The sequence below is a fragment of the Streptomyces sp. NPDC090119 genome, from assembly GCF_044747085.1.
Lineage (GTDB): Bacteria > Actinomycetota > Actinomycetes > Streptomycetales > Streptomycetaceae > Streptomyces.
This window is the reverse complement of the sequence record NZ_JBIVDK010000007.1, coordinates 312,876-332,099: the sequence shown is the minus strand read 5'-3', so window position 1 is coordinate 332,099 and position 19,224 is coordinate 312,876. Positions and strand designations below refer to the sequence as shown.

Here is a 19,224-nt window from a genome sequence, read left to right as displayed (position 1 = left end):
CCATGGTGCCGCACCCGGTCAGGCCGACATCAGCAGCCGCTCCCGTCGCGCCGACGCCAGCGCGTCGTCGGTGAGCACCGGACGCGGCACCAGGATGCCGCAGTCCGCGCACACCGGCCCGGCGGACGGCGCGTGGTCCAGGCCGTACCGCCACACCAGCCGCTCGCCGTCGCACACCGGGCACACCGACCCCGGGTCCCGCTCCAAGGCGCTGATCAGCCGGTGCAGTACGTCGGCCAGCGGCTCACGGGGGTGCAGCCGCGGGTCGTCGCACCAGGCGACACCGAAGCCGCCCCAGGTCATCCGGTGCCAGTCGTCGACACTGCCCGGCCTGCGCAGGCCGTCGTGCTTCTCCTTCTTCCGGCGTTCCGCGAAATCGGCCTCGTAGGTGAGCCACACCGCGCGGGCCTGCTCCAGCTCCACCAGTGCGGCCACGAGCCGCGCCGGGTCGGGGGAGCGGTCCTCCGGGCCGAAACCGGCCCGCCCGCACAGATGGTCCCAGGTCGCCCGGTGCCCGTAAGGAGCGAACCGCTCCAGGCACTTGCGCAGCGAGTAGCGCCGCAGCGCCAGATCGCATCGCGGATCGCGCACCTGTCTCGCCAGACTTCGGAATCCGGCCATCGCCCTGCACCTCCGTCACACCTGTGTCCGCTCTTCGGTCACCTCGGCGTCGCCGTACGGCTGTCGCGCGACGTCGCCGGATAGACGTGTCGCGGGCCGATCCGGCTCCATCCGATTTCCGATGCCCTCCCATAACGCGCTCCGTGTTGACCGCCGGGCACCGGCCCGAGTGGCCGCCGAACTTGACGCATGTTCATCTTCGTTCGCGGGGATACCGGCGGTAACGTCCGGCCCATCCCCGTCGGGAGGAGCAGCCATGCCACGGCGTACCCCACACAACGTGTTGTCCGACAGACTCAGAACTCCTCGCACACTCTCCGGGTTCCTGAAGACGGCCTCGATATGCGTCCTGATCGCGGGTTGTCTTTCACCGATCGGTCAGGCGGCGGCCGCCACCAGCGCTCCCACCGCGACGAACGACTACTGTTCCGGCCAGTGTTCGGACATCCTTCCGCCGGGTGAGAACGGCAATGCCACCCTGGCGCAGATCCTGCTCAACCAGGCTTTCGGCACCCAGCCCGCGCACGCCGAGGACCAGCTCGGCCCCTATGCGAATCTCGCCACCGGACACCCCGGCCTGACCGACGCGAAGATCAACAACTTTTTCAACGACGCCTCCTTCGGCGTCCCCGCCGGCCAGGTCGCCTCCACCGAGAAGCCCGCCGGGCGCAGCGACGTCACGATCGTCCGGGACAAGAAGACCGGGGTGCCCCACATCACCGGCACCACCCGCTACGGCACCGAGTTCGGCGCCGGGTACGCGGCGGGACAGGACCGGCTCTGGCTGATGGACGTGTTCCGGCACGTGGGCCGGGGCCAGTTGACCGGCTTCGCCGGGGGCGCCCCCGCCAACCAGGGCCTGGAGCAGGAGTTCTACCGCCAGGCCCCCTACACCGAGGCCGACCTCCAGGCGCAGATCGACGGCGCCGTGGCCCGCAACGGCGAGCGCGGACAGCAGGCCCTCGCCGACGTCACCGCCTACCTGGACGGCATCAACGCCTACATCGACGCCTCCGACAGCGGCCGTTACTTCCCCGGCGAGTACGTCCTCACCGGCCACAAGGACTCCATCACCAACGCGGGTACCATCGACCACTTCAAGGTCACCGACCTGGTGGCGCTCGCCTCGGTCGTCGGCACCCTGTTCGGCTCCGGCGGGGGCGGCGAGGTCAACAACGCCCTCTCCCTGATCGCCGCCCAGTCCAAGTACGGCGTCGAGGAGGGCACCCGCGTCTGGGAGTCCTTCCGTGAGCGCAACGACCCCGAGGCCGTCCTCACCCTCCACGACGGCCAGAAGTTCCCCTACGCCACCCGCCCCGACAGCCCCCAGGGCCGGGCCCTGCCGGACGCGGGCTCGGTCACCCAGGAACCGCTGGTCTACGACCGCACCGGCAGCGCGGGCACCGCGAGCGCGAAGAAATCCGCCACCGCTGTCGCCAAGGACGCGCTCAGCTCCGCCCGGCGCGGCATGTCCAACGCGCTGGTGGTCAGCGGCAAGCACACCGCGAGCGGCCACCCGGTCGCCGTCTTCGGCCCGCAGACCGGCTACTTCGCCCCGCAGCTCCTGATGCTGCAGGAGATCCAGGGCCCCGGCATCAGCGCCCGCGGCGCCTCCTTCGCGGGCCTGAGCATGTACGTCGAACTCGGCCGCGGCCAGGACTACTCCTGGAGCGCCACCACCTCCGGCCAGGACATCATCGACACCTACGCCGTCGAGCTGTGCCAGGACGACCATCACTACCTCTACCGGGGCACCTGCACCGCGATGGAGCAGGTCGAGCGGAAGAACGCCTGGAAGCCCACCGTGGCCGACGGCACCGCCGCCGGTTCGTACGCCATGCGCGTGTGGCGGACCAAGTACGGGCCCGTGCAGTACCGGGCGACCGTCGGCGGCAAGAAGGTCGCCTACACCACCCTGCGCTCCTCCTACCTGCATGAGGCCGACTCCATCATCGGCTTCCAGCTGCTCAACGACCCCGGCTATGTGAAGGGCCCCGAGGACTTCCAGAAGGCTGCCCAGCACATCAACTTCACCTTCAACTGGTTCTACGCCGACTCCGCGCACACCGCGTACTACAACAGCGGCGACAACCCGGTCCGCGCCAGCGGGGTCGACGCCGAGTTCCCGGTGTGGGCGCAGCCCGCCTACGAGTGGCGCAACTGGGACCCGGCCGCCAACACCGCCGACTACACCCCGGCCAGCACGCACCCGAACTCCATCGACCAGGACTACTACATCTCCTGGAACAACAAGCAGGCCGAGGCGTACACCGCCGCGCCCTGGGGCGAGGGCTCGGTGCACCGGGGCGATCTCCTCGACGACCGGGTGAGCAAGCTGGTCGCGCAGGGCGGGGTCACCCGGACCAAGCTGGTGCAGGCCATGGCGGACGCGGCCCTGGCCGACCTGCGCGCCGAGGACGTGCTGCCGGGGCTGCTGAAGGTCGTCAACTCCGCCCCCGTGAGCGACCCGACGGCAGCGGCCGCGGTGACCAAGCTCCAGACCTGGCTGAACGCGGGGGCCAGGCGCACCGAGACGTCGGCGGGTTCGAAGAAGTACGCCGACTCCGACGCGATCCGCGTCCTGGACGCCTGGTGGCCGCTGCTGGTGAAGGCCGAGTTCGAACCCGGCCTGGGCAGCGACCTGTACGGCGCCTTCACCGCCAACCTCCCCGTGGACGAGGCACCCTCCGCCGGACACGGCCCGACCGGTTCACACGCCGGAAGCTCCTTCCAGTACGGCTGGTGGAGCTATGTCGACAAGGACATACGGGCGGTGCTCGGTGAGCCGGTACAGGGCGGGCTCTCCCGCAAGTACTGCGGCGACGGCAGCCTCTCCGCCTGCCGGGACGCCCTGCTCGGCACGCTGAAGCAGGCCGCCGGGCTCACCGCCGCCCAGGTCTATCCGGGCGACGACCTGTGCTCGGCCGGGGACCAGTGGTGCGCCGACTCGATCCAGCAGCGCGCCCTGGGCGGCATCAAGCACGGCAACATCAGCTGGCAGAACCGGCCGACCTACCAGCAGGTCGTGGAGTACACCTCGCACCGCTGACGGCCGCTGAGCGGCGGCTCCCGTACGGGGGCCGCCGCTTCTCAGCGGTACATCAGGTACTTGGCCCGCGTCCGGCGGAACGCCGCCAGCTCCCCGTGCCAGGCCGCCGCGACCTCCTCCGCCCCGGCCCCGGCGTCGATCATCGTGCGCACCTGCTCCGAACCGGTCAGCTTGTCGATCCAGTTGTCCGGCCGCCAGGCGAACCCGTCCCACACCCGCCGCGCCGACACCAGCAGCGTCACCCCGGTCAGCGCCGGGTCGAAGGCCGCGGGATCGTGCACATGGAGCTGCACCCCGCCGACCGCCTTCCCCTGGAACTTGGAGAACGTCGGCGCGAAGTACGCCTCCCGGAACCGCACCCCCGGCAGCCCCGCCCGGTTCGCCTCCGCCGCCCAGCGGCCGTCGATGCCCTCCGCGCCGAGGAGTTCGAAGGGGCGGGTGGTGCCCCGGCCCTCGGAGAGGTTGGTGCCCTCGAACAGACCGGTCCCGGAGTACACCAGGGCGGTGTCCGGGGTCGGCATGTTCGGGCTCGGCGGCACCCAGGGCAACCCGCAGTCGTCGAAGAACATCGCGCGCCGCCAGCCGGTCATGGTCACCGTCTCCAGCGGCACCGGCTTCTCCAGGAACTCCCCGTTGAACAGCCGGGCCAGCTCCGCCACCGTCATCCCGTGCGCCTGCGCGATCGGCCGCCGCCCGACGAACGTGGCGAACTCCTGATGCAGCACCGGCCCCAGGGCCGCCCGTCCGGTCACCGGGTTCGGCCGGTCCAGCACCACGAACCGCTTGCCCGCGAGCGCCGCCGCCTCCATGCAGTCGTACAGCGTCCAGATGTACGTGTAGAAGCGGGCACCCGCGTCCTGGATGTCGAAGACCACCGTGTCCACCCCGGAGGCGGTGAACACGTCGGCGAGCGCCTGGCCGCTCTTCAGATACGTGTCGTACACCGGCAGCCCGGTCGCCGGGTCGTCGTACCGCCCCTCCGAACCGCCCGCCTGGGCGGTGCCCCGGAAGCCGTGCTCGGGGCCGAAGACGGCGGTCAGCCGCACCCGGTCGTCGCCGTGCATCACGTCCACGATGTGCCGGACGTCGCGGGTGATCCCGGTCGGGTTGGTCACGATGCCGACCTTCCGGCCGGACAGCGGGGCGTAGCCGTCGGCGGCCAGCCGCTCGAACCCGGTGCGCACCCGGTGTCCCGCACCGTCGTCCGAGGCGGGGGCCGGGACCGCGGCCCCGACCGCGGCCGTGCCGGTGGTGGCGAGCAGGCTCCGTCTGGACAGCGTCATACGAGGACCTCCGTGAGCGCGGCGGGTGCCATGACCACGCGGACGCTAGCGCCTGGCGGCCCGCCAGGGAACGCGCCGGACCGGGACCGACGGGGATTCCCCTTCCCTCCGGCATACCGACTGGTTAGTCTGGCGCCGCGGCGGCCGTACCGCCGCGCAGAGCCGTAGCGCGAAGGAGGCCGCTGGTGGAAGCCGTGCAGGACGCCGGAGTCGTCGTCACCGGAGCGGGCGGAGGGATCGGCGCCGCCCTCGCCCGCCGGTTCGCCGCCGAGGGCGCCCGGGTCGTCGTCAACGACCTCGACGCAGACAAGGCCAAGGCGGTGGCCGAGGAGATCGGCGCCACCGCCGTGCCCGGCGACGCCTCCGGCATCGTCGCCGAGGCCCGCGCGGCACTCGGCGGCACCATCGACGTGTACTGCGCCAACGCGGGCGTCGCCTTCGAGGACGGCACGCCCGGCGCCCCGCTGGACGAGCGCTCCTGGGCGGTGTCCTGGGACGTCAACGTGATGGCCCACGTCCGCGCCGCCCACGAACTGCTCCCCGACTGGCTGGAGAACGGCGGCGGCCGGTTCGTCTCCACCGTCTCCGCCGCCGGACTGCTCACCATGATCGGAGCGCCCTCCTACAGCGTCACCAAGCACGGCGCGCTGGCCTTCGCCGAGTGGCTGTCCCTCACCTACCGCCACCGGGGCGTCAAGGTGCACGCCATCTGTCCGCAGGGCGTGCGCACCGACATGCTGGCCGCCACCGGCAGCGCGGGCGACCTGGTGCTCCAGCCGACCGCCATCGAACCGGCCGAGGTCGCCGACGCCCTGTTCGCGGGCATGGCCGAGGACCGCTTCCTGATCCTGCCGCACCCCGAGGTGGCCGAGTACTACCAGGCCCGCGCCGCCCTCCCGGACAAATGGCTCGGCGGGATGAACCGGCTCCAGCGCGCCTGGGAGGACTCCCGCTGACCGGGCCCCGCCGCGGGATGGGAAGATCCTCCGGCGGGAGACCGTTCCCGCGCCAGTGACGACAGTCGGCGGACCCGACGGAAAGGCAGGTGGCGGCAGTGCCCAGGACCACGGACGGAGACACCACACCCGTCCCGCGGCGGCTGCTGGACGCCGCGACCCGCCTCTTCGCCGACCAGGGCTACGACCGCACCTCGGTGCAGGAGATCGTCGAGGCCGCCGGAGTCACCAAGGGCGCCCTCTACCACTACTTCGGCTCCAAGGACGACCTCCTGCACGAGGTCTACGCGCGCGTGCTGCGCCTCCAGCAGGACCGGCTGGACGCCTTCGCGGACGCCGACGAGCCGGTGGAGAAGCGGGTACGGGACGCGGCCGCCGACGTCGTCGTCACCACCATCGACAACCTCGACGACGCGATGATCTTCTTCCGCTCGATGCACCACCTCAGCCCGGAGAAGAACAAGCAGGTCCGCGCCGAGCGCCGCCGCTACCACGAACGGTTCCGCGCGCTCATCGAGGAGGGCCAGCGCGAGGGCGTGTTCTCCACCGCCACCCCGGCCGACCTCGTCGTGGACTACCACTTCGGCTCGGTCCACCACCTGTCCACCTGGTACCGCCCCAAGGGCCCGCTCACCCCGCAGCAGGTCGCCGACCACCTCGCCGACCTCCTCCTGCGCGCCCTGCGCCCATAAGGACCACGCGTAAGGGGCGCCCGCAACGGCAGGCGCCCCTTACGACAGCGACTTCGCTACAGGTACTTCTTCAGCTCACGCCGGGCCAGCGAGCGCTGGTGCACCTCGTCCGGACCGTCCGCCAGCATCAGAGTGCGGGCGCCCGCGTACAGGTCGGCCAGCGGGAAGTCCTGGCTCACCCCGCCCGCGCCGTGCAGCTGGATCGCCCGGTCCAGGATCTCCACCACCGCACGCGGAGTCGCGATCTTGATGGCCTGGATCTCGGTGTGCGCGCCCCGGTTGCCGACGGTGTCCATCAGCCAGGCCGTCTTCAGCACCAGCAGCCGGAGCTGCTCCACCGTCACCCGTGCGTCCGCGATCCAGTTCTGCACCACGCCCTGCTGCGCCAGCGGCTTGCCGAACGCGGTACGCGACACCGCCCGCCGACACATCAGCTCGATGGCCCGCTCGGCCATGCCGATCAGCCGCATGCAGTGGTGGATGCGCCCCGGACCCAGCCGGGCCTGCGCGATGGCGAAGCCGCCGCCCTCCTCGCCGACCAGGTTGGCCACCGGCACGCGCGCGTGGTCGAAGACGACCTCCGCGTGCCCGCCGTGCGAGTGGTCCTCGTACCCGAAGACCTGCATGGCCCGCTTCACGGTCACACCGGGCGTGTCCCGCGGCACCAGCACCATCGACTGCTGACGGCGCGGGTCCGCGCCGTCCGGGTCGGTCTTGCCCATCACGATGAAGATCTTGCAGTCCGGGTTCATCGCCCCGGAGATGTACCACTTGCGGCCCGTGATGACGTACTCGTCGCCATCGCGGTCGATGTGCGTGGTGATGTTGGTGGCGTCCGAGGAGGCCACCTCCGGCTCCGTCATGGCGAACGCCGACCGGATCTCCCCGGCCAGCAGCGGCTCCAGCCACTGCTTCTTCTGCTCGTCGGTGCCGAACTGCGCCAGCACCTCCATGTTCCCCGTGTCCGGCGCCGCGCAGTTCAGCGCGGTCGGCGCCAGCTGCGGGGACCGGCCGGTGATCTCGGCCAGCGGCGCGTACTGGAGGTTGGTCAGCCCGGCACCGTACTCGGCGTCGGGCAGGAAGAGGTTCCACAGGCCCTGCCGCCGCGCCTCGGCCTTCAGCTCGTCCACCACCGGCGGGGTGTCCCAGGGGGAGTCCAGCAGCGCGCGCTGCTCCTCGGCGGTCTTCTCGGCCGGGTACACGTGCTCGTCCATGAAGGCCAGCAGCCGGGTCCGGAGTTCCTCGGTGCGCGCGTCGTACGCGAAGTCCATCTGTGCTCAGCCTTCCTGAAGGGTGGTCAGTCCGTGGTCGATGAAGACGGGCACCAGGTCCCCGATGCGGTCGAAGCCGCGCCCGACCGTCTGGCCGAGGGTGTACCGGTAGTGGATGCCCTCCAGGATCACGGCGAGCTTGAACCAGGCGAACGCCGTGTACCAGTTGACGTCCGAGACATCGCGCCCGGAGCGCTCCGCGTACCGCTCGATCAGCTCGGCGGGCGTCGGGTGGCCGGGGGCCTCGGCGGTGGTGGAGACGGGGGAGTGGGTCATGCCGAGCGGCTGGCTGTACATCACCAGCAGGCCCAGGTCGGTCAGCGGGTCGCCCAGGGTGGACATCTCCCAGTCGAGGATCGCCTCGATGCGGTCGCCCTCGCCGATCAGCACGTTGTCCAGGCGGTAGTCGCCGTGCACCACGGTCGGGGCCGGGGAGGTGGGCAGCGAGCGGCCGAGGGCCGCGTGCAGCTCGTCCACACCCGCCAGTTCGCGGTTGCGGGAGGCATCGAGCTGCTTGCCCCAGCGGCGCAGCTGGCGGTCGAGGAAGCCCTCGGGGCGGCCGAAGTCCGCGAGGCCCACCTCGGCGGGGTCCACCGCGTGCAGCTCGACGAGGGTGTCCACCAGCGACAGCACCGCGTTCCGGGTGCGCTCCGGGCCGAGCGGCGCGAGCTGGTCCACCGTGCGGTACGGGGTGCCCTCGACGAACTCCATCACGTAGAAGGGCGCGCCCAGCACCTCGTCGTCCTCGCACAGCAGCACCGGCCGGGGCACCGGCACCCGGGTGGGGTGCAGGGCGCTGATCACCCGGTGCTCGCGCCGCATGTCGTGCGCGGTGGCCAGGACGTGGCCCAGCGGCGGGCGCCGGACGACCCAGCGGGAGGTGCCGTCGGTGACGGCGTAGGTGAGGTTCGACCGTCCGCCCTCGATCAGCCTGCCGGTCAGCGGGCCGGTCGCCAGACCGGGGTGATCACGGTCGAGCAACGCGCGCAGCCGGTCGAGATCGAGTCCGGGCGGGTGATCGGCGCTCATACGTCTCTCCTACGAACGGGTGAACAGGAACCCGTCTCATGATGCCGACCGGTCGGTATGCCGTCCAGTGTGTTCCACGGAGTTACGGCGGACGAGCTACGTACGGGCCCCGCGAAACGCCCATATCGTGACACCGGGGTTGCGTGGCGGGTGAACACCCTGGAAGGTCCAGATCATGAAGGCCATCAGCTACCGCCGCTACGGCGGCCCCGAGGTGCTGGAGTACGGCGAGCAGCCCGAGCCGAAGGTCGGCCCCGACCAGGTGCTGGTCCGGGTGCGCGCGGCCGCGGTCAACCCGGTCGACTGGAAGTGCCGCGAGGGCTATCTCGACCCGATCCTCAACACCGTCTTCCCCGTCGTCACCGGCTGGGACGTCAGCGGCGTCGTGGTCCGCCCCGGCGCCTCCGTCGTCGAGTACGCGGCAGGGGACGAGGTGATGGGGTACGTCCGCGAGGACCTGCTCTCGCTCGGCACCTTCGCCGAGTACATCGCCGCCCCCGTGCGCACCCTGGCCCGCAAGCCCGCCGCGCTCTCCTTCGAGGAGGCGGCCGGACTGCCGCTGGCGGGCCTGACCGCCTACCAGGTCCTCGTCCAGATCCTGAACGTCAGGCGCGGCGAGACGGTGCTCATCCACGCGGCGGCGGGGGGCGTCGGCTCCCTCGGCGTGCAGATCGCCGCCCACCTCGGCGCCCGCGTCATCGGCACCGCCAGTGAACGCAACCACGCCTTCGTGCGCGGCCTCGGCGGCGAACCCGTCAGCTACGGCGAGGGCCTGGCCGAACGCGTACGCGGCATCGCGCCCGAGGGCGTGGACGCGGTCTTCGACACCGTCGGCGGCGAGACCCTGAAGGTCTCCGCCCAGCTCCTCGCCCCCGGCGGCCGACTCGCCTCGATCGCCGACCCGGACGTCACCGAGTACGGCGGCCGCTACTGGTTCGTCCGCCCCGACGCCGCGGACCTCGCCAAGCTCGGCCAACTGGCCGACCAGGGCGCCGTCTCCGTCCACGTCGACAAGACGTTCCCGCTGGAGCGGACCGCCGAGGCCCAGCAGCTCAGCCAGGAGGGCCGCACCCGCGGCAAGATCGTCGTGACGGTGAGCAGGCCCGAGGACGACTAGGGCCGGCAGTGCACCGCTAGGCCAGCAGCACCGCCGCGCACACCGCCAGCGCCACCGCGCACCCCGTCGCCGCCCACGCCAGGCGTGGGGTGAGCGTGGGCGGTACCGGGCTCGCCGCCAGGGTCCGGATGCGCAGATGGGCCAGGGCGAGGAAGGCCAGCCAGCACGCGCAGCACAGCAGGACCAGCAGCGCCCCGGTCAGCGGACTGGCCGCACGCACCGCCGACCGCATCGCCAGCACCGCGGTCACCGTGCCCGACAGGGTCGTACGCCGCCACGCCAGCCGGGTGCGCTGCGGCTGGAGCCCCGGGTCCGCGGCCGGAGCGGTCGCCGCGCCCGTCATCCCGCCCATCCGGCCAGCACCACCACGACCATCGCCACGGCCACCACCGCCACCAGCAGGCTCAGTACCGCCGGGAACCGGGACACCGGCAGATCCTCGCCCCGCCGCATCGCCTGCTCGCAGCGCACCCAGTGGTGCACCGCCCGCAGCGCGCACAGCACCCCGCCGCCCAGCAGCGCCAGCGCCAGCCCCACCCGCCACGCCCAGCGCAGGTGCGGCAGGAACTGGTCCACCGCGAAACCGCCGCCGATCAACGCCAGCGCGGTCCGCAGCCAGGCCAGGAAGGTCCGCTCGTTGGCCAGCGAGAACCGGTAGTCCGGGGTGGTGCCCTCGTCCCGCACCCGCTCGGGCGCGAACCAGAGCCGGGCGTTCCGCACGAATTCGCTCACCCGACGGACCCTACCGGCGTCTCACCCCGCCGCTCGGAACCCCCTCAGCCGCTCGTGCGCGGCCAGCCCGTCCGGGACCCACTCCCACTCGGCCAGCCGCGCCGCGACCTCCTCGTCGGTGAGGAAGGCGTGCCACTGCACCTCCTCCACCTGCGGCCGTACCGGAAGCTCGCAGCGCACCTCGTACACCGCCGACCACCAGCCGTGTCCCGCCTCGTCCTCGTAGAGGAACTTGAAGAGGAACGTCGGCTCCGGCAGCCCGCTCACCCCCAGCTCCTCCTCCGCCTCGCGCAGCGCCGCCTCGTCGTAGGACTCGCCCGCGCCCACCACACCGCCCACGAACAGGTCGTACAGCGCGGGGAAGACCAGCTTGGTCGCGGTGCGCCGGTGCACGAAGAGGCGGCCCTCGGCGTCACGGACCTGGATGAAGACACAGCGGTGGCGCAGCCCCTCGGCGTACGCCACGCCGCGCGGGGCCTGGCGGACGACACGGTCGTGCTCGTCCACGATGTCGAGGATCTCGTCGGCGGGGTTCGTCTCGGCGGCCGGGTTCGTCTCGTCCGCGGGGTTCATCTCGTCGGCGGGGTTCATCCCGCCATCCAAGCAGCCCCGGGCGTGGGCGGCTCAGTTCCGCTGGAGATCCCGCACCGGCCGCTCCTCGGCCGTGCCGCACGGCATCGCCGGGTGCAGCCCCAGCAGCACGATGCCCGCGACGACCGCCGCGAGTCCCGCCGCCTCCCAGGCCAGCGCCCCGGTGTCGGTGTGCAGCCGGTCGCCGAGGAAACCCACCCCGCACAGGATGCCCGCGAGCGGCTGGGCCGCCGTCAGCGCGGGCAGCGACATGCGCAAGGGTGCCGCCTCGAACGCGCTCTGCACCAGCAGCAGCCCGGTCACCCCGAGCGCCAGCACCGCGTAGGGATGCCCGCCGGTGAACAGCTCCGTGAAGCCGCCCTCCCGGAAGCGGATGCCGCTCACCCGGGTCAGCGCGTCCTGCACGCCGTAGAGAAGCCCGGCGGCCGTCGCCAGCAGCACCGGGCTCCAGGAGACGCGTGAGCGTTTCGCCCAGCAGGCCAGCGCCAGCGCCACCCCGACCATCACGCCGAGGATCAGCCAGTGCCGCACCGGATCGGTGACCGCGGTGCCGCCGCGCGGGCGGCCCGCCAGGATGAACGTACTCACCCCGCCCGCCAGCAGCACCAGACCGGTCCAGCCCTGCCTGCCCAGCCGCTGGCCGGTCTGACGGCGGGACAGGGCGAGCGCGAACAGCAGGTTCGTCGCGAGCAGCGGCTCCACCAGCGAGATCTCGCCATTGCCGAGCGCCACCGCGCCCAGCGCCATGCCCGCCACCATCAGCGCCGTACCGCCCAGCCAGCGCGGCACCCGCATCAGGTCCAGCAGCAGCCGGAAGGACAGGAAGTCGCTCGGGGGCGCGTTCCGCGCCACGTTCTGCTGAAGCACGAACCCGAACCCCAGGCACGCCGCGGCACTCACGGCGAGGAGGAGAACCAGAACGGACACGCTGCGTACCTCGATCATCGGCCGGGCCACGATTGCGTAGTGGCCGACTGTAGCGCCCCGGACGGGCGGGACTGTGGAGAGTGCCCGGAAGCGGGCACGTTTCGGGGGAACCGTCCGGTCATGTTCCGTCCCCCCGCCGCCCGGCGCCATGGCGTACGCCACACCCGGCGCCCCCGAATCGGCCTAACCGGCCCCGACCAGGGCACCCGTGCCCCAAGTAGCCCTGCTGCCGCGGTGGTTGAACCGAGCAACACCCTGATTCCGCTTGACGCAAACCGAGGCGGGGAGTTTGCTGTGAGTGATCGGCCGATGGCAGCCCGAAAAACAGGAAGTCCTGCGGTGCCCCTGACCCCGCCCCCGCCCGTCACAGACCGGGCCCCCTCGGAGCCGCCCGGCGGCACCACCCCCGAGCACACCGGCACCTTCGACGCCGCCCTCGGCGACGCCGAACTCCTCGCCGCGCGCGCCGCCCTGGCCCGGGGACGTTGGCAGTCCGCCCGCTCCCTGCTGCTCCACACCGGCGACGACTGGGACCGCCGGGGCCACCGCGTCACCGCGCTCGCCGCCGAACCCGGCGCCCACACCGCCGCCGGGCAGTGGCTGCTCGCCGAACCCGGCTCCGCCGACGCGGCCACCCTGCTCGCGCTGGCCCTGGTCCACCGCGCCCTGCGTGGCCAGGAGGACCCCGGCCACGCCCGCGCCTCCTGCCACACCGCCGCCGAACTGGCCCCCGCCGACCCCACCCCCTGGCTCGGCCTGCTCCTGCTGGCCCGCGCCCACGGCCCCGGACCCGAGCCGACGGCCGTCTTCAAGGAACTGCGCGCCCGCCACCCCGAGCACCACCACGGCCACCACCTGCTCATCGCCGGACTCGCCGAACGCCCGCCCGGCGGCCCCGAGTCCCACGAGGCGTACGACGCGGCCGAGCGCGCCGCCGCCGAGGCCCCCGCCGACTCCCCGCTGGCCGTCCTCCCGGTCGTCGCGTACGCCGAACGCCACCGCGTCCTCGCCGCCGCCGGACTCGCCCCCGCCGTCCCCGGCCCCGCCCCCTGCGCCCACTGGACCGGCCCCCGCGCCCGCCGGGTGCTGCACGCCGCCTTCGACTGGTGGCTGGAGTGGGAGCACGACGAACACCCCAGACGCCACATCGACCTCAACCACCTGGCCTTCGCCATGTCCGCCGCGGGCCGCCCCGCAGAGGCCGCGGCCCTCTTCCACCGCATCGGCCCGCACGCCACCCGCGCCCCCTGGTCCTACACCGGCCAGGACCCCTGGGCCGCCTTCCACCAGGCCCGCACCCATGCCCTGGCCATCGGCTGATCCCCGGCGACACTGGCCCCACCGCCCCCACTCGTGCTCGAATGACGACGTGACCCCCGACCCGGACCGGCACACCCCCGACCCCGACGCGCAGGGCAAGCCCATCGGCCGCCGCCTGTTCCTCGGCACCCTCGGCCTGGGCGCGCTCGGCGTCGCCACCGCGCCCTGGCTGCAACGCGGCGCGGAGAGCGCGCTCGGCGCCCTCTCCGGCCAGGACCCCACCGGCCTCAGCGGCCTCCTCCCCAACGGCGGCGGCTTCCGCTACTACTCCGTCGCCGCCTCCGTCCCGCACAAGGGCCCCGCCGACTACCGGCTCACCGTCGACGGCCTGGTGGACCACCCCCGCGCCTACACCCTCGCCGACCTGCGCGCCCTGCCCCGCACCCGCCTGACCAGGGACGTCCAGTGCGTCACCGGCTGGCGCGTACCCGGAACCCCCTTCGAGGGCGTCCGCCTGAGCACCCTGCTGGACGCGGCCGGCGTCCGCCCCACCGCCCGGGCCATCCGCTTCACCTGCTTCGACGGCACCTACACCGAGAGCCTCACCCTCGACCAGGCCCGCCGCCCCGACGTCCTGGTCGCGCTGCGCATGCAGGGCAAGGACATCGGCCACGACCACGGCGGCCCCGTCCGCCTCTACGTCGCCCCCATGTACTTCTACAAGTCCGCCAAATGGCTCTCCGGCATCACGGTCAGCGACCATGTGCAGCCCGGCTACTGGGAGAGACTCGGCTACGACGTCGACGCCTGGGTCGGCCGCTCGAACGGACGGACCGATGACCCTACGAGCTGACACCCCGGCACCCACCAGCGCCCGCGTCCACCGCTTCACCCCCGCAGAACGCTGGGTGCACCGCACGAGCGCCGCCCTCATGGCCGTCTGCGTGGCGACGGCCGCCTGCCTCTACGTGCCCCAGCTCGCCGTCCTCGTCGGCCGCCGCGAACTCGTCGTACGGGTCCACGAATGGGCCGGACTCGCCCTGCCCGCGCCGGTGCTGCTGGGGCTGGTCTCCCGCGCGTTCCGCGCCGACCTCGGCGCGCTCAACCGGTTCGGCCCGCACGACCGGCACTGGCTGCGCGCCGCCCTGCACCGGGACCGGCGCCACTCGGCACGCCCCGCGGGCAAGTTCAACGCGGGGCAGAAGATCTACACGGCCTGGATCGCCGGAGCCGTCCTGGTGATGCTCGGCACCGGCCTGATGATGTGGTTCACCCACCTCACCCCGCTGCTGTGGCGCACCTCGGCCACCTTCGTGCACGACTGGCTGGCCCTTACCATCGGCGTGGTCCTCGTCGGACACGTCGGCAAGGCGCTGGGCGACCCGGAGGCACGGCGGGGACTGCGCACCGGCACCGTGAGCCGGGAGTGGGCGGAGCGGGAACACCCGCTGTGGCGCCCGTGACTCCGCGTGCTCAGAGCACGCTCGTCATGCCGCCGTCGACGTAGAGCACCTGACCGGTGACGAAGTCGGCGGCGGGGGAGACCAGGAACAGCAGCCCGCCGACCAGGTCCTCGGTACGCCCCCAGCGCCCGGCCGGGGTCCGCCCCCGCACCCACGCGCTGAACTCGGCGTCCTCGACCAGCGGCCGGGTCAGCTCGGTCTCGATGTAACCGGGCCCCAGCCCGTTGACCTGCACACCCCGCGGACCCCAGTCCGCGCACATGCCCTTGGTGAGCATCTTCAGCGCACCCTTGGTCGCCGCGTACGGCGCGATGCCGGGGCGTACCACCTCGCTCTGCAGCGAGCACACGTTCACGATCTTGCCGCGCCCACGCTCGGTCATCCGGCGGGCGGCCTCGCGGCCGGTGAGGAAGGCGCTGGTGAGATTGGTGTCGAGGATGCGGTGCCAGTCGGAGTCGGTGAACTCCAGCAGCGGCGCCCGCAGTTGCATCCCCGCGTTGTTGACCAGGATGTCGAGCGGGCCCACCCGCTCCTCGACCTCGGCGATCCCGGCGGCCACCGAGGGGCCGTCGGTCACGTCGAACACCGCCGTGTGGACCCGGTCGCCGGGCAGTTCCGCCGCGGCCCGCGCGAGGCGGTCACCGTCACGTCCGTTGAGGACCACGGTGCAGCCCGCCTCGGCGAGACCACGGGCCAGGGCGAGACCGATGCCCCGGCTGGAACCGGTGACCAGGGCCGTACGGCCGCTGATGTCGAAGAGAGGGTGAGCCGTCATCGCCGTGCCGCTCCTAGATGACCAGTGACAACAGCAGGACCAGACCACCGGCGACCACCGAGATGATGGTCTCCATCAGCGACCAGGTCTTCACCGTCTGGCCCACGCTCAGCCCGAAGTACTCCTTCACCAGCCAGAAACCGGCGTCGTTGACATGGCTGAAGAAGAGCGAACCGGCACCGATGGCCAGCACCAGCAGCGCGGCGTGCGTGGTCGACATGTCGGCCGCGAGCGGTGCGACCAGACCGGCCGCCGAGACCGTCGCCACCGTCGCCGAACCGGTCGCCAGCCGGATCGCCACCGCGATCAGCCACGCCAGCAGCAGCGCCGGGATCGACCAGTCCTTGGAGATGTCCAGGATCATCTGGCCCACCCCGCAGTCGATCAGCGTCTGCTTGAAGCCACCGCCCGCGCCGACGATCAGCAGGATGCCCGCGATCGGCATCAGGCCCTTCTCGACGGTCTGCTGCAGACGGCCCTTGGTGAAGCCCGCCGGGCGGCCCAGCGTGAAGAAGCCGACGATCACCGCGGCGAGCAGCGCGATCAGCGGGGAGCCGACCACGTCGAAGACCCGCTGGGTCAGGTTGGCCGGGTCGTCGACGACGATGTCCACCAGGGCCTTCGCCAGCATCAGCACCACCGGCAGCAGCACCGTGGCCAGCGTGGCGCCGAAGCCCGGACGACGCTCCAGGCTCTCCGAGGCGCGCTCCGGGATCATCCGCTCGGGCGCCGGTACGTCCACCCAGCGGGCGGCGACCTTCGAGAACAGCGGACCGGCGATGATCACGGTCGGGATGGCGACCACGATGCCGAGCGCCAGCGTCACACCCAGGTTGGCCTTGACCGCGTCGATCGCGACCAGCGGGCCGGGGTGCGGCGGGATCAGACCGTGCATCACGGACAGACCGGCCAGCGCCGGGATGCCGATGCGCATCAGGGAGTAGTTGCCGCGCCGGGCGACCATCAGCACGACGGGGATCAGCAGCACGATGCCGACCTCGAAGAACAGCGGCAGACCGATCACGGACGCGATGAGCACCATGGCCCACGGCATCGCACGGCCGCCCGCCTTGGCGAGGATCGTGTCGACGATCTGGTCCGCGCCGCCGGAGTCGGCGAGCAGCTTGCCGAGGATCGCGCCCAGCGCGATCAGCACACCGACACCGGCGACCGTGCTGCCCAGGCCGGTCGTGAAGCTCACGATCGCCTTGTCGAGCGGAGCACCGGCCGCCGCGCCCAGCACCAGCGAACCGATGGTCAGGGCCAGGAAGGCGTGGAGCTTGAACTTGGTGATGAGAAAAACGATGACGGCGATGCCCGCCAGGACGGCTATGCCCAGCTGGGCGTGGCCGGCCGAGGTGATCGGCTGGACGGTGTCCGCTGCCAGCATCTCGACGCTGAGTCTGGTCACGGGATTCCCTTGCGGTTACGGGGATTCGGTGGACATGAGGGGGTGAAGAAAAGGGGTGACAAAGGGGTACTGCGGTACTGCGGTACTGGTACTGCGGAGGGGACTACGCGGAGGCGGCGGCGAACGCGGCCAGAGCCTCGGCCGCCCGCTCGGTGATCTCCTCGGGGGACCCGCTGACGTCGACGGCGACACCCGCCTCGTCGGCCTCCAGGGACTGGAGCGTGGCGAACTGCGAGTCCAGCAGCGCGGTCGGCATGAAGTGGCCCTGCCGCTGGGACATCCGGCCCTCGATCAGCTCACGGCTGCCGGTCAGGTGCACGAACACCGCACCGGGAGCCTCGGCCCGCAGCCGGTCGCGGTACGACCGCTTCAGCGCGGAGCTGCTCACCACCCCGCCGAGCCCGGCCCGGCCGTGCGCCCAGCGCCCGATGGCATCGAGCCACGGCCACCGGTCGGCGTCCTCGAGCGGCGTCCCCGCCGACATCTTGTCGATGTTGGCCTGCGGGTGGAAGTCGTCGCCCTCGGCGTACGGGACGCCCAGCCGGGCGGCGAGCAAGGGACCGATCGTGGTCTTGCCCGTCCCGGCGACGCCCATCACGACGACGACCTGGGGGGTGCGCATGACTGCCTCGCTGTCTTCTTCGACATCGACGCCGTACTCCGGCGTCGCCACACTGAAACCCATTAGGTACGACAAATTCAAGTGCCTGTGACATATAAGTCTGACTTTTTATGGCTGTGATCCAGGCCGTACGCTGAGTGCATGAGCACACCGGGCCGGGGGCTGCACGGCCGCGTACTGGACACCCTCGGCCCCGCGATCACGGCGGGCGAGTACCCGCCGGGCAGCGTGCTGCGCACCGACGAACTGGCGCAGCGGTTCGACGTGTCCCGCTCCGTCATGCGCGAGGCCGTCCGCGTACTGGAGTCCATGCACCTGGTCGCCTCCCGCCGCCGCGTCGGCGTCACGGTCCGCCCCAAGCACGAGTGGAACGTCTACGATCCGCAGGTCATCCGCTGGCGCCTCGCGGGCGCCGACCGCCCGCACCAGCTGCGCTCACTGACCGTGCTGCGCTCCGCGATCGAACCCATCGCGGCCGGGCTCACCGCTCGCAACGCCACCGCCGAGCAGTGCGCCGAACTCACCGAGTGCGCGCTCGGCATGGTCGCCAACTCACGCGGCCACAAGCTGGACCAGTACCTGATCCATGACATCGCCTTCCACCGGATCATCCTCACGGCCTCCGGCAACGAGATGTTCGCCCGCCTCGGGGACGTCGTCGCCGAGGTCCTCGCGGGCCGCACCCAGCACGACGTGATGTTCGCCGACCCCGACCCGCCCGCCGTCACCCTGCACGTCCGGGTCGCCGAGGCGGTCCGCGCGGGCGACAGCGTCCGCGCGGAGGAACTGACCCGCGAGATCACGGTGGGTGCACTCCAGGAACTGGACATCCTGGTGCCATAAGGCCGGGTTCAGTCGAGGAACTCCCCATCGACGTACACCCAAGCCCCGTCCACCCGCTCGAACCGACTCCGCTCATGCAGCGAACCCCCCTGGTACGAGGCCCGGAACGTCACGGTCCCCGTGGAGTGGAAGGCGGAACCGCCCCCGGTCTCGAGGATCTCCAGCCCGGTCCACCGCATCCCCGGATCGAGGTCGAGCTGTTCGGGCCGCGTCCGCGGATGCCAGGTCCGCACCAGATAGTCGACGTCCCCCACGACGAACGCGCTGTACCGCGACCGCATCAGCGCCTCGGCACTCGGCGCGGCGACGGCCCCCGAGTGGAACCGACCGCAGCAGTCGGCGTAGGAGCTCGACAGCCCGCAAGGGCAGCTGGCGGGACGGGCGTTACGGGAGGTGCGACGGGCCATGCGAGTCATTGTGCCGGACCGCGCACGGAGTCCGGAAAAGCAGAAGACCCCGCACGAAGCGGGGTCTCTCACTGGTGTCCGAGGGGGGACTTGAACCCCCACGCCCGATAAAGGGCACTAGCACCTCAAGCTAGCGCGTCTGCCATTCCGCCACCCGGACAAGGTGTCTGTCGTG

At 71.9% G+C, this 19,224-nt stretch carries 20 protein-coding genes and 1 tRNA gene; 8 read left to right on the top strand and 13 right to left on the bottom strand.

Annotated features, from left to right (window positions below):
- Window positions 1-18 precede the first annotated feature (18 nt).
- On the bottom strand, window positions 19-621 hold the full coding sequence (locus ACIPPM_RS28715) for a hypothetical protein (RefSeq protein WP_401452952.1): 603 nt from the start codon (window positions 619-621) through the stop codon (window positions 19-21).
- Window positions 622-877: 256 nt separating this feature from the next.
- On the opposite strand from ACIPPM_RS28715, the gene ACIPPM_RS28710 reads away from it, so the two are divergent.
- Window positions 878-3,670, top strand: a complete 2,793-nt coding sequence (locus ACIPPM_RS28710; RefSeq protein WP_401452950.1) for a penicillin acylase family protein — start codon at window positions 878-880, stop codon at window positions 3,668-3,670.
- 41 nt (window positions 3,671-3,711) lie between these two features.
- Here the strand turns inward: ACIPPM_RS28710 and ACIPPM_RS28705 are convergent, their stop codons facing one another.
- Entirely contained in the window at window positions 3,712-4,953 is a 1,242-nt protein-coding gene (locus ACIPPM_RS28705; RefSeq protein WP_401452948.1) for an exo-beta-N-acetylmuramidase NamZ domain-containing protein, read from the bottom strand.
- A gap of 182 nt (window positions 4,954-5,135) precedes the next feature.
- On the opposite strand from ACIPPM_RS28705, the gene ACIPPM_RS28700 reads away from it, so the two are divergent.
- Window positions 5,136-5,909, top strand: coding sequence for an SDR family oxidoreductase (locus ACIPPM_RS28700; RefSeq protein WP_401453124.1), 774 nt, complete (start codon window positions 5,136-5,138; stop codon window positions 5,907-5,909).
- Window positions 5,910-6,007: 98 nt separating this feature from the next.
- Window positions 6,008-6,601 (top strand): TetR/AcrR family transcriptional regulator, encoded by a 594-nt coding sequence (locus ACIPPM_RS28695; RefSeq protein ID WP_393596362.1) that lies wholly within the window; start codon window positions 6,008-6,010, stop codon window positions 6,599-6,601.
- Window positions 6,602-6,657: 56 nt separating this feature from the next.
- Here the strand turns inward: ACIPPM_RS28695 and ACIPPM_RS28690 are convergent, their stop codons facing one another.
- Together ACIPPM_RS28690 and ACIPPM_RS28685 are read right to left on the bottom strand one after the other, a co-directional pair.
- Complete coding sequence (locus ACIPPM_RS28690) at window positions 6,658-7,872, bottom strand: acyl-CoA dehydrogenase (protein ID WP_401452946.1); 1,215 nt, start codon at window positions 7,870-7,872, stop codon at window positions 6,658-6,660.
- 6 nt (window positions 7,873-7,878) lie between these two features.
- Window positions 7,879-8,901 carry a phosphotransferase family protein gene (locus ACIPPM_RS28685; RefSeq protein ID WP_401452944.1) on the bottom strand — a complete coding sequence of 341 codons (1,023 nt, stop codon included), beginning with the start codon at window positions 8,899-8,901 and terminating at the stop codon, window positions 7,879-7,881.
- Window positions 8,902-9,076: 175 nt separating this feature from the next.
- Here ACIPPM_RS28685 and ACIPPM_RS28680 point away from each other — a divergent pair, with 175 nt between their 5' ends.
- A complete protein-coding gene (locus tag ACIPPM_RS28680) occupies window positions 9,077-10,018 on the top strand; it encodes an NADP-dependent oxidoreductase (protein WP_401452942.1) in 942 nt (313 codons plus the stop codon).
- A gap of 16 nt (window positions 10,019-10,034) precedes the next feature.
- On the opposite strand, the gene ACIPPM_RS28675 is transcribed toward ACIPPM_RS28680, so the two are convergent.
- Genes ACIPPM_RS28675 through ACIPPM_RS28660 form a run of 4 tightly spaced genes read right to left on the bottom strand, consistent with a single transcriptional unit; the run spans window position 10,035 to window position 12,268 of the window.
- Window positions 10,035-10,361 carry a DUF202 domain-containing protein gene (locus tag ACIPPM_RS28675; protein ID WP_401453122.1) on the bottom strand — a complete coding sequence of 109 codons (327 nt, stop codon included), beginning with the start codon at window positions 10,359-10,361 and terminating at the stop codon, window positions 10,035-10,037.
- Window positions 10,358-10,750: a YidH family protein gene (locus ACIPPM_RS28670; protein WP_217462872.1), complete on the bottom strand. Its 393-nt coding sequence runs from the start codon at window positions 10,748-10,750 to the stop codon at window positions 10,358-10,360. The genes ACIPPM_RS28675 and ACIPPM_RS28670 overlap by 4 nt, the downstream gene beginning before the upstream one ends.
- 21 nt (window positions 10,751-10,771) lie before the next feature.
- On the bottom strand, window positions 10,772-11,323 hold the full coding sequence (locus ACIPPM_RS28665; protein ID WP_401453120.1) for an NUDIX hydrolase: 552 nt from the start codon (window positions 11,321-11,323) through the stop codon (window positions 10,772-10,774).
- A gap of 51 nt (window positions 11,324-11,374) precedes the next feature.
- The gene (locus ACIPPM_RS28660; RefSeq protein ID WP_401452940.1) at window positions 11,375-12,268 is read right to left on the bottom strand and encodes a DMT family transporter; all 894 of its coding nucleotides are present in this window, start codon (window positions 12,266-12,268) and stop codon (window positions 11,375-11,377) included.
- Between the two features lie 345 nt (window positions 12,269-12,613).
- On the opposite strand from ACIPPM_RS28660, the gene ACIPPM_RS28655 reads away from it, so the two are divergent.
- Genes ACIPPM_RS28655 through ACIPPM_RS28645 form a run of 3 tightly spaced genes read left to right on the top strand, consistent with a single transcriptional unit; the run spans window position 12,614 to window position 14,991 of the window.
- Complete coding sequence (locus ACIPPM_RS28655) at window positions 12,614-13,588, top strand: hypothetical protein (protein WP_401453118.1); 975 nt, start codon at window positions 12,614-12,616, stop codon at window positions 13,586-13,588.
- Between the two features lie 49 nt (window positions 13,589-13,637).
- A complete protein-coding gene (locus ACIPPM_RS28650; protein ID WP_401452938.1) occupies window positions 13,638-14,381 on the top strand; it encodes a molybdopterin-dependent oxidoreductase in 744 nt (247 codons plus the stop codon).
- Complete coding sequence (locus ACIPPM_RS28645; protein ID WP_401452936.1) at window positions 14,365-14,991, top strand: cytochrome b/b6 domain-containing protein; 627 nt, start codon at window positions 14,365-14,367, stop codon at window positions 14,989-14,991. The genes ACIPPM_RS28650 and ACIPPM_RS28645 overlap by 17 nt, the downstream gene beginning before the upstream one ends.
- A 10-nt stretch (window positions 14,992-15,001) precedes the next feature.
- Here ACIPPM_RS28645 and ACIPPM_RS28640 read toward each other — a convergent pair whose 3' ends face one another.
- The 3 genes from ACIPPM_RS28640 to ACIPPM_RS28630 all read right to left on the bottom strand — a co-directional run bounded on the left by ACIPPM_RS28640 (window position 15,002) and on the right by ACIPPM_RS28630 (window position 17,799).
- Window positions 15,002-15,766, bottom strand: a complete 765-nt coding sequence (locus ACIPPM_RS28640) for an SDR family oxidoreductase (RefSeq protein ID WP_161189321.1) — start codon at window positions 15,764-15,766, stop codon at window positions 15,002-15,004.
- A gap of 13 nt (window positions 15,767-15,779) precedes the next feature.
- Window positions 15,780-17,177: a GntP family permease gene (locus ACIPPM_RS28635; RefSeq protein WP_393596370.1), complete on the bottom strand. Its 1,398-nt coding sequence runs from the start codon at window positions 17,175-17,177 to the stop codon at window positions 15,780-15,782.
- 103 nt (window positions 17,178-17,280) lie between these two features.
- Complete coding sequence (locus ACIPPM_RS28630; protein WP_401452933.1) at window positions 17,281-17,799, bottom strand: gluconokinase; 519 nt, start codon at window positions 17,797-17,799, stop codon at window positions 17,281-17,283.
- Window positions 17,800-17,940: 141 nt separating this feature from the next.
- Between ACIPPM_RS28630 and ACIPPM_RS28625 the strand changes: the two genes are divergently transcribed.
- On the top strand, window positions 17,941-18,642 hold the full coding sequence (locus ACIPPM_RS28625) for a FadR/GntR family transcriptional regulator (RefSeq protein ID WP_389004795.1): 702 nt from the start codon (window positions 17,941-17,943) through the stop codon (window positions 18,640-18,642).
- A gap of 8 nt (window positions 18,643-18,650) precedes the next feature.
- On the opposite strand, the gene ACIPPM_RS28620 is transcribed toward ACIPPM_RS28625, so the two are convergent.
- Window positions 18,651-19,049 (bottom strand): YchJ family protein, encoded by a 399-nt coding sequence (locus tag ACIPPM_RS28620; RefSeq protein WP_401452931.1) that lies wholly within the window; start codon window positions 19,047-19,049, stop codon window positions 18,651-18,653.
- Between the two features lie 72 nt (window positions 19,050-19,121).
- Window positions 19,122-19,209 (bottom strand) — tRNA-Leu (locus ACIPPM_RS28615).
- Window positions 19,210-19,224: the final 15 nt, after the last annotated feature.